Source organism: Streptomyces sp. CBMA29 (assembly GCF_014596445.1).
Lineage (GTDB): Bacteria > Actinomycetota > Actinomycetes > Streptomycetales > Streptomycetaceae > Actinacidiphila.
Genome location: NZ_MECL01000024.1, coordinates 1 through 12,677, shown reverse-complemented (window position 1 = coordinate 12,677; position 12,677 = coordinate 1). Strand labels below are relative to the sequence as shown.

The following is a 12,677-nucleotide window of genomic DNA, read 5'->3' as shown; positions in this document are numbered from 1 at the left end:
ACCCGGCAGGATCTCCGCAGTACCTCGGGAAGGAGCTGTGCCACCGTGACCGCACTTGACCGCGGCGGCGTCGTCGCCGTCGTCGGCGCAGGCACCATGGGCCAGGGAATCGCGCAGGTCGCGCTGCTCGCGGGGCACCGCGTGCTGCTGTACGACGCCGCGCCGGGACTGGCGGCGAAGGCCGCGGCGGGCGTCGGGGCGCGGCTGGACCGGCTGGCCGAGAAGGGCCGCCTCGACGCGGCCGCACACCGCGCCGCGCTCGACCGGCTCGTACCCGCCGACGGCATCGCGGACCTGGCCCCGGCCGCATTCGTCGTCGAGGCCGTCGTGGAGGATCTGGCCGTCAAGCGGCGGCTCTTCGCCGAGCTGGAGGACACCGTCGGCGACGGCTGCCTGCTGGCGACCAACACCTCCTCCCTGTCGGTGACCGCCGTCGCGGGCGCCCTGCGGCTGCCCGGCCGCCTCGTCGGCCTGCACTTCTTCAACCCGGCCCCGCTGCTCCCGCTGGTCGAGGTCGTCGCGGGCGCCGCCTCCGACCCCGCCGCCGTCGACACCGCCTACGACACGGCCGCCGCGTGGGGAAAGACCCCGGTCCGCTGCGCCGACACCCCGGGCTTCATCGTCAACCGGATCGCCCGCCCCTTCTACGCCGAGGCCCTGCGCGTCCACGAGGAGCGGGCCGCTGACCCCGCCACCATCGACGCGGTGCTGCGCGAATGCGGCGGCTTCGCCATGGGCCCCTTCGCGCTCACCGACCTGATCGGCCAGGACGTGAACGAGGCGGTCACCAGATCGGTGTGGGAGTCGTTCTTCCACGACCCCAAATTCACGCCGTCGCTCGCCCAGCGCCGCCTGGTGGAGTCCGGCCGCCTCGGCCGCAAGACGGGCCGCGGCTGGTTCGTATACGAACCGGCGCCGCAGCCCGGTGCCGGGCCGGGACCGCACACCGCGGAGCCCGCGGACGCGCCGCGGCGCGTGGTCCACGGCGGTCTGGGTCCCGCGCAGGCGCTCGTCGGTCTGGCGCGCGAGGCCGGGATCGAGGTCACCGAGGACGACGGCGTCCACGGCTTCGAGTTGAGTGACGGAACGTATCTCTACCCGGCGGACGGCACCATGGAGCCGGGTATCCAGTTCGACCTGGCGGCCGACTACGCGACGGCCACCAGGATGGCGCTCGCGCGGACCCCCGAGGTGCCGGACGCGGCGCTCGCGGAGGCCGTCGGGCTCTTCCAGGCGCTCGGCAAGCAGGTCAGCGTCATCCGGCTCGTCCCCGGCCTCATCGTGGCGCGGACGGTCGCGATGCTGGTGGACCTCGCGGCCGACGCCGTCGCAAAAGAAGTGGCGTCCGCCGCCGACATCGACACCGCCATGCGCCTCGGCGTGAACTACCCGCTGGGCCCGCTGCAATGGGGCGAGCGGCTCTCCCTGTCCTGGGTGTGCGAGACGCTGGAGTCGCTGCACTCGTACTACCCCAACGGCCGTTACGCGCCTTCGGTCGAAGTGCTGTGGCGCGCGAGGGCGGAGGAAGAATGATCTCCTCATGACCATGCCCAAGCGCGACACCTATACGCCGGATTCGCTGCTCGCCGTCGCCGTCGAGGTCTTCAACGAGCGCGGTTACGACGGCACGTCCATGGAGCATCTCTCGCGCGCCGCGGGCATCTCGAAGTCGTCGATCTACCACCATGTGCGCGGCAAGGAAGAACTGCTGAACAGGGCGGTGGGCCGCGCCCTTGAGGGGCTTTTCGGCATCCTGGAGGAGCCCGGAGCGGTCGACGGCCGCGCGGTGCGGCGGCTGGAGTACGTCACCAGGCGTACGACAGAGGTGCTGATGGCGGAACTTCCCTACGTCACCCTTCTGCTGCGGGTGCGCGGGAACACCGACACCGAGCGCTGGGCGATGGAGCGGCGCAGGGAGTTCGACCAGCGGGTGGCGGACCTGTTGAAGGCGGCGGTCGCGGACGGCGATCTGCGCGGCGACGTGGACGTCAGGCTGGCGACCAGGCTGCTCTTCGGGATGATCAACTCGGTCGTGGAGTGGTACCGGCCGGAGGCCAAGGGCGCGCTCGACCGGCAGCAGGTGGCGGACGCGGTGGTGCGGCTGGCGTTCGACGGACTGCGTACGTAGCGAAGGCGGGCCGAGTGACCGTGCGGTCGGATGGTCCAGACCATTGACCCGCCGGGGGTGGCCCCGGCACGATCCAGCCATGTTCTCCGCTGAGCGATCTGTCGCGCGATTCGGGCCGCCAGCGCGGGTGGTGGCCGCCTCCGCACTGGCCGTTTCCCTCCTGCTGCTGGCCGGGTGCGCAGGCGGCGGGGACGACGGGGACAAGGACAGGGCCGCGCCCGCCCCCGCGCCCACCGCCACGGTGACCGACTTCGGCTGCCTGTCACCCGAACAGGCCAAAGCGGGCTCGGTGAGTTTCCCGGGCGCGGACGGCCAGGACGTCGAGGGCTATCTGACCGGGACCGGCGGGACCGGGCTGGTGCTGGCCCACCAGGCGGACGGGGACGTCTGCCAGTGGGTGCCGCACGCGCAGGACCTGGCCGCGGACGGCTACCGCGTGCTGGCCGTGAACTCCGCGGGAAGCGAGGTGCGGGAACTCACCGCGGCGGCGGCCTATCTGCGATCCGAGGGCGTCACGAAGCTGCTGCTGGTCGGCGCGTCCAAGGGCGGTACGTCGGTGCTGTCCGCCGCGGGCGCCATCACGCCGCCGGTCGACGCGGTCGTCTCGCTGTCCGCGCCCACGACGTACTCCGGCATGGACGCCTCGATGGCCGTACCGAATCTGACGATGCCCGTCTTCTACATGGCCGCCGAATTCGACAGCCCCTTCCAGGACTCCACGAAGGAGCTGAGCAAGCTGACGGAGAAGGCGAAGGAGAACGACCTGACGATCGTCGGCGGCTCCCAGCACGGCGTGAGCATGCTGTCCGACGAGGCGAACTACGCCGAGGTCAAGGCGTTCCTCAAGAAGTACGGCGGCTGACCGGAGGCGCCGCCCGAGGCCGGGGCCGGCGCCGGTCCTCAGTCGCCGACGACCTGGTCGGTCTCCTCGAAGACCAGCAGCGTGCGGCTGCTGAGGACTTCCTCGATGGCCTGGAGCCGGGTCAGGACCAGCTCGCGCAGGGTCCGGTTGTCGGCGGTGTGGACAAGCAGCAAAACATCGAAATCACCACTTACCAGGGCAATGTGGGCAACACCCGGAAGAGTGATGAGTTGTTCACGTACGGTCCGCCAGGAATTCTGGACGATCTTGAGCGTGATGTACGCGGACGCGCCCTGGCCCGCGCGTTCGTGGTCGACGCGAGCGGTGAAACCTCGGATGACTCCGTCCTCGATGAGCCGGTTGATCCGGGCGTACGCGTTCGCCCGTGAGACGTGCACACGCTCGGCGACGGAGCGTATCGAGGCCCTTCCGTCCTCCTGGAGCAGCCGCAGGATCGTGCGGTCGATCGGGTCCAGCGGTCGGACCTCCGGGTCCTGTGCGGCCATCTGTTCTCTCGCCATCCCCCCGTGCCTCCTTACCATGGACGTACTGGCTCCATCTCAGGCTGTGCAGAACCGTTTGTCCACAGGCGAAACCACCCTGTAGCCAAAATGCCTCCGACGACCGAACAATCGGTAGGGAGCGACACCCGCTCACGCCCGACCGCTTTTTCGGTCACCGACCACAAGGAGGTGCTGCGATGACCGTGCTGGACACCCCTGCCTGGCGCCCCCGCACCGAAGCCGCGCCGCTGCTGCCCGACCCGGAGCCGTACCGGCTGCTCGGCACCCCCGCTGCCGCGGAGCTCGACCCCGCCCTGCTCCGCACGCTGTACGGGCAGCTCGTCCGCGGCCGGCGCTACAACCGGCAGGCCACCGCCCTCACCAAGCAGGGCCGACTCGCCGTCTACCCGTCGAGCACCGGTCAGGAGGCGTGCGAGATCGCCGCCGCTCTCGCGCTGCGGCCCCGTGACTGGCTGTTCCCCAGCTACCGCGACACCCTCGCGGTGGTCGCCCGGGGCGTGGACCCGGTCGAGGCGCTGACACTGCTGCGCGGCGACTGGCACACCGGCTACGACCCGCACGAACACCGGGTGGCCCCGCTCAGCACCCCGCTGGCCACCCAGCTCCCGCACGCGGTCGGGCTGGCCCGCGCCGCCCGGCTGACCGGCGACGACGTCGTGGCGCTCGCCATGGTCGGCGACGGCGGCACCAGCGAGGGCGACTTCCACGAGGCGCTGAACTTCGCGGCCGTCTGGCAGGCCCCGGTGGTCTTCCTCGTGCAGAACAACGGCTTCGCCATCTCCGTACCGCTCGCCAAGCAGACCGCGGCCCCTTCCTTCGCCCACAAGGCGGTCGGCTACGGGATGCCGGGACGGCTGGTCGACGGCAACGACGTGGCCGCCGTCCACGAGGTGCTGACCGAGGCCGTCGGACGGGCCAGGGACGGCGGCGGCCCCACGCTCGTGGAGGCCGTCACCTACCGGATGGACGCGCACACCAACGCCGACGACGCCACCCGCTACCGCGACGACGACGAGGTCGCCGCCTGGCGCGCGCACGACCCGATCGACCTGTTGGAACGGGAACTGACCGGCCGCGGACTGCTCGACGACGACGTCAGGCGGAGCGCGGCCGACGAGGCCGAGACCATGGCGGCGGACCTGCGGGAGCGGATGAACGCCGATCCGCGGCTCGACCCGACGGAGCTGTTCGCCCACGTCTACGCCGAGCCCACGCAGCAACTGCGGCAACAGGAGGCCCAGTTGCGGGCCGAGCTGGAAGCGGAGCGGCAGTCATGACCACCGCCGCACCGGCCGCGGGCCGCGCCGCCGCGCCCACCCGCAAACCCGCCACCATGGCGCAGGCCCTCAACCAGGCGCTGCGTGACGCGCTCACGGCCGACGACTCCGTCCACGTCCTCGGCGAGGACATCGGCACCCTGGGCGGCGTCTTCCGGATCACCGACGGCCTCGCCGCCGAATTCGGCGACAGCCGCTGCACCGACACCCCGCTCGCCGAGGCGGGCATCCTCGGCGCGGCGGTCGGCATGGCGATGTACGGGCTGCGCCCGGTGGTCGAGATGCAGTTCGACGCCTTCGCCTACCCGTCGTTCGAGCAGCTCGTCAGCCATGTGGCGAAGATGCGCAACCGCACGCGGGGCGCGCTGCCGCTGCCGATCACCATCCGCATCCCGTACGGTGGCGGAATCGGCGGTGTCGAGCACCACAGCGACTCCTCCGAGGCGTACTACGCGCACACCCCCGGCCTCCATGTGGTCACCCCGGCCACCGTCGAGGACGCCTACGGGCTGCTGCGGGCGGCCATCGCCTCCGACGACCCGGTGGTCTTCCTGGAGCCGAAACGGCTCTACTGGTCAAAGTCCGACTGGTCGCCGGCCGCACCGGCCGAGGTTCCGCCGATCGGCCGCGCCGTGGTGCGGCGCACCGGGCGCACCGCGACGCTGGTCACCTACGGCCCCTCGCTCCCGGTCTGCCTGGAGGCCGCGGAGGCCGCCGAGGAGGAGGGCTGGGACCTGGGCGTGGTCGATCTGCGCAGCCTCGTGCCCTTCGACGAGGAGACGGTCGCGGCGGCCGTACGCGGCACCGGGCGGGCGGTCGTCGTGCACGAGTCGTCCGGCTTCGGCGGCATGGGCGCCGAGATAGCGGCCCGGATCACCGAGCGCTGCTTCCACCACCTGGAGGCGCCGGTCCTGCGCGTCGCCGGGTTCGACATCCCCTACCCGCCGCCGATGCTGGAACGGCACCATCTGCCCGGCGTCGACCGGATTCTCGACGCCGTCGGCCGCTTGCAGTGGGAGGGCTGATGGCCGTCGTCAAGGAATTCACGCTCCCCGACCTGGGCGAAGGGCTCACAGAAGCGGAGATCGTGCGCTGGCTGGTGGAGGTCGGCGAGGTCGTCGCCATCGACCAGCCGGTGGTCGAGGTCGAGACCGCGAAGGCCGTCGTCGAGGTCCCCTGCCCCTACGGCGGCGTCGTGACCGCCCGCTTCGGCGCCGAGGGCGACACCCTCGATGTCGGCCGCCCCCTGGTCACGGTCGCGGTGGGCTCGCACTCCGACGCCGCCGGGGACCCGGAGGGTCCGGACGCCTCGGGCGCTTCGGGCGGCGGGTCCGATGAGGGCTCGGGCAATGTGCTGGTCGGTTACGGCACCGGTACGGCGGTGGCGCGGCGCCGCGGACGGGTGCGGGCGGTGGACGGTTCGGTGAAGGCGGAGGTTTCGGTCACCGAGGTGCCTGTCACCGGGGTGCCGGTCGCCGACGGTCCGGTTGCCGTCATATCGCCGCTGGTCCGGCGGCTGGCCAGGGAACACGGGCTGGACCTGCGGGCCTTGGCCGGTACGGGGCCCGACGGGCTGATCCTGCGGGCGGACGTCGAGCGCGCGGTGGCGGCCCCGGCGCAGGCCCCTGCCGTGGCCCCCGCCGTGTCCCCGGCCTCGGTCGTGGCAGGGGAGGAGCGGGTGCCGCTGCGCGGGGTACGCGGCATGGTCGCGGACAAGCTGGCCCGCAGTCGGCGGGAGATACCCGACGCCACGTGCTGGGTGGACGCCGACGCCACCGAACTGCTGGCCGCGCGGGCGGCGATGAACGCCTCGGGCGGCGAGCGGATCTCGGTGCTGGCCCTCTTCGCCAGGATCGTGACGGCAGGGCTGGCCCGCTACCCGGAGCTGAACGCCACGGTCGACGCCGAGCGGCGCGAGATCGTACGGCTGTCCGCCGTCCACCTCGGCTTCGCGGCGCAGACCGAACGCGGCCTGGTCGTGCCTGTCGTGCACGACGCCCACACCAGGTCCACGTCCGGGCTCTCCGCGGAGATCGGCCGCCTGACCGAGGCCGCTCGGACCGGGGCGCTGACGCCGCGGGACCTGACCGGCGGCACCGTCACGCTCAACAACTACGGGGTCTTCGGGGTGGACGGTTCCACCCCGATCCTCAACCATCCCGAGGCCGCCATGCTCGGCGTCGGCCGTATCGCCCCCAAGCCGTGGGTTCACCGGGGTGAGCTGGCCGTACGCCACGTCGTCCAGCTCTCCTTCACCTTCGATCACCGCGTCTGCGACGGCGGCACCGCAGGGGGGTTCCTCCGCTTTGTCGCCGACTGCGTCGAGAACCCGGCCGTTCTCCTCGCCGCCGTCTGACCCCCGGGCGGTCCCTTTGCGCCGGGCGGCGGCCCGGTCCTTCCGGGGCGCGGGTCCGCCCAGCGCAAAGGAACCGACCGCGCCCCTGGGGGCGTGAGCCCGCTGTCCAGCGCGGCGGGTGCGGGGGCGGCGGGGATACTCGGGGGGTGGCGACTGGGTTTGTGGCGGTGGTGTTGGCCGGGGGTGGGGCGAGGCGGCTCGGGGGGGTGGACAAGGCGGCGGTGGAGGTCGGGGGGCGGATGCTGCTCGACCGGGTGCTGGAGGCGTGCGCGGGGGCGGAGCGGACGGTGGTCGTGGGGCCGCGCCGGGGGACCGTACGGGCGGTGAGCTGGGCGCGGGAGGAGCCGCCGGGGGGCGGGCCGCTGCCCGCGCTCGACGCCGGGCTGACCGCGTTGGCCCACTTGGCCCTGTCCATGCCCGGCGCTGCCGCGCCTCCCGCGCCGGACATCGTCGTCGTGTTGGCGGCCGATCTGCCGTTCTTGACGGTCGACGCCGTGGCGGGCCTGGTGGAGGCGCTGGGCGGGCTCGGCACCGGGACGGAGGGGGTGCTGCTGACCGACGCGGGAGGGCGGGATCAGCCGTTGGCGGGGGCGTATTGGGGGGAGGCGCTGCGCCGGGAGGTGGCGCTGCTGAAGGGCGAGCACGGGGGGCTGGCAGGGCTGCCGTTGCGGCTGCTGACCCGGGAGCTGGTGGTGCGGAGGCGGGCCGATCCGACGGGGGACGCGTCGTTCGACTGCGACACGTGGGAGGACGTGGCGGTGGCGCGGGCACGGCTGGACGGGGTGTCCGAGGGGTGAGCCTGTCCCACAGCGGGCCCGGTTTCAGGGACCATGGCCCTGTGTTGGACGAATGGATCGCAGCAGCCAAGACCGAACTGGGTATCGAGCTGGACGTGGACACCGGCGTCCTGCTCGATCTGGCCCGCGACGCGGCGCACGGCGTCGCTCGCCCGGCCGCGCCGCTGACCACCTTCCTGGTGGGTTACGCGGCGGCGCGCGCGGGCGGCGGCCCCGAGGCCGTGCGGGAGGCGGCCGACAAGGCCGCCGCCCTGGCCGTGCGCTGGGCACAAGAGGCCGACGCACAGGGGCCCGGCACCCCCGGCACCCCCGGCACCGACCCGGAACCGGCGGAATGAGCGGCACCCGCCCCGGCGCGGGCCCTTCCGACGCGGGACCCTCCGATGCGAAGGCTTTCGACGCGACCGCCTCCGACGCCGCCGACCGCGCGCTCGACGACGCCCTCGCCCTGGCCAACGATTCGCGCCGTACCGCCACCGGGTCCGCCGGGTCCGCCGGGTCCACCGGCGCCGCCGGTTCCGGGAGCCAGGACCGTAACGACCCGCTGTCCGTCGCGCTCCGCCACGGCCGGGACGACACCGCCCCCACCCCGGAGGGCCCCGCGCCCCGGCCCCCCGTCCATGGCCCGGCCCCCGCGCAGGCAGCCGCCCAACCCCCGCTCCCCTCGACCTCCCCCTCCCCCGCCGACTCCCCCGCCGACGCCGTGCCGTGGCCCGAGGCACGGCGGATCGCACGCCGCGTCGGCCGCCGACTCGGCTCCGAAACACGGGAGTTGGGAGAGGACCTGCTGGGCATGACGCTGGCCAGGGCGCTGACGGCGCTGACGGACCTGCCGTCGTTCGACTCCTCCGCGATGGACGGCTGGGCGGTGGCGGGTCCGGGCCCGTGGCGGCTGCGCGGCGCCTCGGTGCTCGCCGGACAGCAGCGCCCGGCGGAGCCGCTGCTCGTCGGCCACGCCGCCCCCATCGCGACCGGCGCCGCCGTGCCGACCGGCACCACCGCGGTACTGCGCAGCGAACACGGCTGGACGCAGCGCCGCACGGACGGCGAGTGGTTGCAGGTGCGGTCGCCGCACCCCGCGCCCGCGCCGGGCCAGGAGGTCAGGGCGCGCGGCCAGGAGTGCGGGGGAGGTGAGGAGTTGCTGCCCGCGGGCACCGTCGTGACCCCCGCCGTACTCGGCCTGGCCGCCGCCGCGGGCTACGACGAGCTGACCGTCACCGTACGGCCGCGCGTCGAAGTCCTGGTCCTCGGCGACGAGTTGCTGGACCACGGCCTGCCCAGGTCGGGGCGGGTGCGGGACGCGCTCGGCCCGATGCTCCCGTCGTCGCTGCGCGCGCTCGGCGCCGAAGTGGTGGCGGTACGGCGGCTGGTGGACGACGCCGACATCCTGCGCAGGACGGTCCGCGAGAGCACCGCCGACCTCGTGGTCACCACCGGCGGCACCGCGGGCGGACCGGTCGACCACCTGCACCCGGTCCTCGCCGCACTCGGCGCGAAACTGCTGGTCGACGGCGTCGCCGTCCGCCCGGGACACCCCATGGTGCTGGCCGAACTCCCCTCGGGCACCCACCTCATCGGGCTGCCCGGCAACCCGCTGGCCGCCGTGTCCGGCGTCCTGACCCTCGCCGCCCCCCTGCTGCGGACCCTCGCGGGCCGCCCCGTACCGGCCCCGTACGCGGCCCCGCTCACCGCCGACGTGCCGGGACACCCGGTCGACACCCGCCTCGTCCCGGTCGTCTTCGACGACGACTCCGCCGCCCGCCTGCTCACCTACTCCGGCCCCGCCATGCTCCGCGGCCTCGCCGCCGCCGACGGCATGGCCGTCATCCCGCCCGGCGGCGCCCGCGCGGGCGACGAGACGGCCGTACTCGACACCGGGGCGCTCGCGCTGGCGTGGGGGAGCGGCACGTGAGGGCACCCCGGTGCGTACGCGAAGGTGCTCGGTACGCGATCGTGCTCGATACGTGAAGGTACGGGGTACGTGACCGCCGTAAGCCCACGTCACGTGGTACGTGATCCCGTACGCGAAGCGATACGTCGTCGGACCGGTGGACGACACCGGCATATGAAGGTGAGCGGCACATGATGGGGAGCGGGATATGAAACTGCCCCGGTACGACGCGGCGGCCGGTCGCGCCGATCCTCCCCCCGGCGGCGCGGACGGCGCCGACGGCACGGGCGACGGCAGCGCCTCGGCGGCGATCTCCGCCGGTACGGCGGGGTACCGCCGGGTGGCCTTCCCGCGTCCCGCCGCGGGCCCGCTGCTCCAGGTCTCGCGCCGTCTGCTGATGGCGCTGCTGGTCCTGCTCGCCACCGTCCTGATCGTCTACTTCGACCGCGGCGGCTACCACGACAACGCCAACGGCTCGGTGTCGTTCCTGGATTCGCTCTACTACGCGACGGTGACGCTGTCGACGACCGGCTACGGCGACATCGTCCCGTACAGTACGGGCGCCCGCCTCGCGAACACCTTCCTGGTGACGCCGTTGCGCGTGATCTTCCTGATCATCCTGGTCGGGACGACCCTGGAAGTGCTGACCGAGCGGACCCGCGAGCAGTTCCGCCTCAAGCGCTGGAGGAGAACCTTGCGCGATCATGTGGTCATCGTCGGATACGGCACCAAGGGCCGGTCGGCGGCCCAGACGTTGATCGGCCGCGGCATCCCGCAGAGCCGCATCGTGATCGTCGACCCGAGCCCCAAGGTCGTGCAGGCCGCGACCGACGAGGGGTACGTCGCCGTCGTCGGCGACGCCACCCGCAACGACGTGCTGCTGCGGGCCGAGGCCCAGGTGGCCAAGGAGATCGTCATCGCCGCGCAGCGCGACGACACCGCCGTGCTCGTCACGTTGACCGCGCGTCAGCTCAACAAGCGCGCCCACATCGTCGCGTCCGTCCGCGAGGAGGAGAACGCGCCTCTGCTCCGGCAGTCCGGGGCCAACGCCGTCATCACCAGTTCGAGTGCGGCCGGGCGGCTTCTCGGCCTGTCCATGCTCAGCCCGAGCGTCGGGGTCGTCATGGACGACCTCATCACGTACGGGAGCGGGCTCGATCTCATCGAACGGCCGGTGACCAAGGCCGAGGCGGGGCAGGCGCCGCGTGACCTCCACGACCTCGTCGTGTCGGTCAAGCGGGGGCATCGGCTTCTCGACCACGACGATCCCGAGGCTGCGCCTCTGCTTCTCACCGACCGCGTGATCGCCATCCACCGCGCCGGTCCCGCCGGCCCGCCCCTCGCCTAGAGCGTGTTCTTCAGGGGCGCTGGGGGCACCTCCCAGCGCCCCTGACGCGCAGGCGCCGACTTCGGGGAGCTGAGCGCAGCGGTAGCGTGGGGGGATGTATGCCATGACGATTCCGGAGCCGGGCGGGCCCGAGGCGCTGACGTGGGCGGAGGTCGGGGATCCGGTCGCGGGGGAGGGCGAGGTCGTCGTCGAGGTGGCGGCGACGGCGGTGAACCGGGCGGATCTGTTGCAGCGGCAGGGGTTCTACGCGCCGCCGCCGGGGGCGTCGCCGTATCCGGGCCTTGAGTGTTCCGGGCGGATCGTCGAGGTGGGCTCCGGGGTCGCGGGATGGCGGGTCGGGGACGAGGTGTGCGCGCTGCTCGCGGGCGGCGGTTACGCGCAGAAGGTGGCGGTGCCGGCGGGCCAACTGCTGCCGGTGCCCGAGGGGATCGACCTGGTGACGGCGGCGGCGCTGCCCGAGGTGACGGCCACGGTGTGGTCGAACGTGTTCCTCACCGCGCACCTGCGCCCCGGCGAGACGCTGCTGGTGCACGGCGGGTCGAGCGGGATCGGCACGATGGCGGTCCAGCTCGGCAAGGCGGTGGGGGCGACGGTGGCCGTCACGGCGGGGAGCGCCGAGAAGCTGGCGGCCTGCCGGGAGTTGGGCGCGGACATCCTGATCAACTACCGCGAGCAGGAGTTCGAGAAGGCCGTCACGGCCGACGTGATCCTCGACATCATGGGCGCGAAGTACCTCGGGCGGAACGTGGACGCGCTCGCGGTCAACGGCCGGCTGGTCGTCATCGGCCTCCAGGGCGGCCTCGTGGGCGAGCTGAATCTGGCCACGCTGCTGAGCAAGCGCGCCGCCGTCGCCGCGACCTCGCTGCGGCCCCGGCCGCTGGAGGAGAAGGCCACGATCGTGGCGGCGGTACGCGAGCACGTGTGGCCGCTGATCGAGGCCGGGACCGTACGGCCGGTCGTGGACCGTACGCTCCCGCTGCGGGACGCGGCCGAGGCGCACCGCGTGGTGGACGGCAGCACCCACATCGGAAAAGTGCTCCTGACCACGGCGTGAACACGCCCTCTCGCGGATAACGGTCCGATACGGAGCCGGTCGTCCGGGATGCCGGAAATGTTGCCGCGTGTGACGCTGAATCCACACAGGGTTCGGCGGAGAGGCGGGACGCGTGCGGCGGGCACCCGGCAGGCGATGCGCGATACGGAGGGCGGCGCCCGTGCTGCTCGTGGGGGCGCTGCTCGTGCCGGTGACGGCGGCAATGACGGTGGCAGTGACGGCGTCGGCGACGGCTCCCGCGTGGGCGGTCGCGCCCGGACCCGGCGAGCCCACGGCCCCGGCGGTCCGGCCGCTCCCGGCGCCGGGCGCGGACATCGTCACCGAGGTGCTCACCGGGCTGGTCCCCGGTCTCGTCGGCCGTCACGAGACGGTCGGCAGCGCCGGGCACGGGGGACGCCCGGACGCCGCGCCGACCGCCGGGCCCAGCGGGCCGCCGGTGA

The 12,677-nt window shown here is 73.3% G+C and carries 10 protein-coding genes and 2 pseudogenes; 11 read left to right on the top strand and 1 reads right to left on the bottom strand.

Going from position 1 to position 12,677, the window contains the following annotated elements:
• Nucleotides 1–45 precede the first annotated feature (45 nt).
• From BGM09_RS03460 to BGM09_RS03450, 3 genes are all read left to right on the top strand, one after another.
• Entirely contained in the window at nucleotides 46–1,533 is a 1,488-nt protein-coding gene (locus BGM09_RS03460) for a 3-hydroxyacyl-CoA dehydrogenase (protein ID WP_188279878.1), read from the top strand.
• Between the two features lie 7 nt (nucleotides 1,534–1,540).
• The gene (locus BGM09_RS03455) at nucleotides 1,541–2,128 is read left to right on the top strand and encodes a TetR/AcrR family transcriptional regulator (RefSeq protein ID WP_188279877.1); all 588 of its coding nucleotides are present in this window, start codon (nucleotides 1,541–1,543) and stop codon (nucleotides 2,126–2,128) included.
• A gap of 79 nt (nucleotides 2,129–2,207) precedes the next feature.
• Nucleotides 2,208–2,990, top strand: coding sequence for an alpha/beta hydrolase family protein (locus BGM09_RS03450; protein WP_188279876.1), 783 nt, complete (start codon nucleotides 2,208–2,210; stop codon nucleotides 2,988–2,990).
• Between the two features lie 38 nt (nucleotides 2,991–3,028).
• Here the strand turns inward: BGM09_RS03450 and BGM09_RS03445 are convergent, their stop codons facing one another.
• Complete coding sequence (locus BGM09_RS03445; protein ID WP_188279875.1) at nucleotides 3,029–3,511, bottom strand: Lrp/AsnC family transcriptional regulator; 483 nt, start codon at nucleotides 3,509–3,511, stop codon at nucleotides 3,029–3,031.
• A 179-nt stretch (nucleotides 3,512–3,690) separates the two neighbouring features.
• Between BGM09_RS03445 and pdhA the strand changes: the two genes are divergently transcribed.
• The 8 genes and pseudogenes from pdhA to BGM09_RS03405 all read left to right on the top strand — a co-directional run.
• Nucleotides 3,691–4,791 (top strand): pyruvate dehydrogenase (acetyl-transferring) E1 component subunit alpha, encoded by a 1,101-nt coding sequence (gene pdhA / locus BGM09_RS03440; protein WP_188279874.1) that lies wholly within the window; start codon nucleotides 3,691–3,693, stop codon nucleotides 4,789–4,791.
• Nucleotides 4,788–5,816 carry an alpha-ketoacid dehydrogenase subunit beta gene (locus BGM09_RS03435; protein WP_188279873.1) on the top strand — a complete coding sequence of 343 codons (1,029 nt, stop codon included), beginning with the start codon at nucleotides 4,788–4,790 and terminating at the stop codon, nucleotides 5,814–5,816. The genes pdhA and BGM09_RS03435 overlap by 4 nt, the downstream gene beginning before the upstream one ends.
• Nucleotides 5,816–7,147: a dihydrolipoamide acetyltransferase family protein gene (locus BGM09_RS03430; RefSeq protein WP_188279872.1), complete on the top strand. Its 1,332-nt coding sequence runs from the start codon at nucleotides 5,816–5,818 to the stop codon at nucleotides 7,145–7,147. Before BGM09_RS03435 ends, BGM09_RS03430 begins: the two co-directional genes overlap by 1 nt.
• 146 nt (nucleotides 7,148–7,293) lie before the next feature.
• Nucleotides 7,294–8,282: pseudogene (locus BGM09_RS03425) on the top strand (DUF6457 domain-containing protein).
• A complete protein-coding gene (locus BGM09_RS03420; RefSeq protein WP_188279871.1) occupies nucleotides 8,279–9,856 on the top strand; it encodes a molybdopterin molybdotransferase MoeA in 1,578 nt (525 codons plus the stop codon). The pseudogene BGM09_RS03425 and the gene BGM09_RS03420 overlap by 4 nt, the downstream one beginning before the upstream one ends.
• 187 nt (nucleotides 9,857–10,043) lie before the next feature.
• Complete coding sequence (locus BGM09_RS03415) at nucleotides 10,044–11,183, top strand: potassium channel family protein (protein ID WP_188279870.1); 1,140 nt, start codon at nucleotides 10,044–10,046, stop codon at nucleotides 11,181–11,183.
• Between the two features lie 94 nt (nucleotides 11,184–11,277).
• Nucleotides 11,278–12,237: an NAD(P)H-quinone oxidoreductase gene (locus BGM09_RS03410; protein ID WP_188279869.1), complete on the top strand. Its 960-nt coding sequence runs from the start codon at nucleotides 11,278–11,280 to the stop codon at nucleotides 12,235–12,237.
• A 160-nt stretch (nucleotides 12,238–12,397) separates the two neighbouring features.
• Nucleotides 12,398–12,677 (top strand): annotated as a pseudogene (locus BGM09_RS03405) (hypothetical protein); the annotation flags it as partial.

What these genes read in the sequence shown, in the direction of transcription:
- BGM09_RS03455 (WP_188279877.1), top strand. Translation starts at nt 1,541, where the DNA reads ATGACCATGCCCAAGCGCGACACCTATACGCCGGATTCGCTGCTCGCC.
- BGM09_RS03450 (WP_188279876.1), top strand. Translation starts at nt 2,208, where the DNA reads ATGTTCTCCGCTGAGCGATCTGTCGCGCGATTCGGGCCGCCAGCGCGG.
- BGM09_RS03445 (WP_188279875.1), bottom strand. Translation starts at nt 3,511, where the DNA reads ATGGCGAGAGAACAGATGGCCGCACAGGACCCGGAGGTCCGACCGCTG.
- pdhA (WP_188279874.1), top strand. Translation starts at nt 3,691, where the DNA reads ATGACCGTGCTGGACACCCCTGCCTGGCGCCCCCGCACCGAAGCCGCG.
- BGM09_RS03435 (WP_188279873.1), top strand. Translation starts at nt 4,788, where the DNA reads ATGACCACCGCCGCACCGGCCGCGGGCCGCGCCGCCGCGCCCACCCGC.
- BGM09_RS03430 (WP_188279872.1), top strand. Translation starts at nt 5,816, where the DNA reads ATGGCCGTCGTCAAGGAATTCACGCTCCCCGACCTGGGCGAAGGGCTC.
- BGM09_RS03420 (WP_188279871.1), top strand. Translation starts at nt 8,279, where the DNA reads ATGAGCGGCACCCGCCCCGGCGCGGGCCCTTCCGACGCGGGACCCTCC.
- BGM09_RS03415 (WP_188279870.1), top strand. Translation starts at nt 10,044, where the DNA reads ATGAAACTGCCCCGGTACGACGCGGCGGCCGGTCGCGCCGATCCTCCC.
- BGM09_RS03410 (WP_188279869.1), top strand. Translation starts at nt 11,278, where the DNA reads ATGTATGCCATGACGATTCCGGAGCCGGGCGGGCCCGAGGCGCTGACG.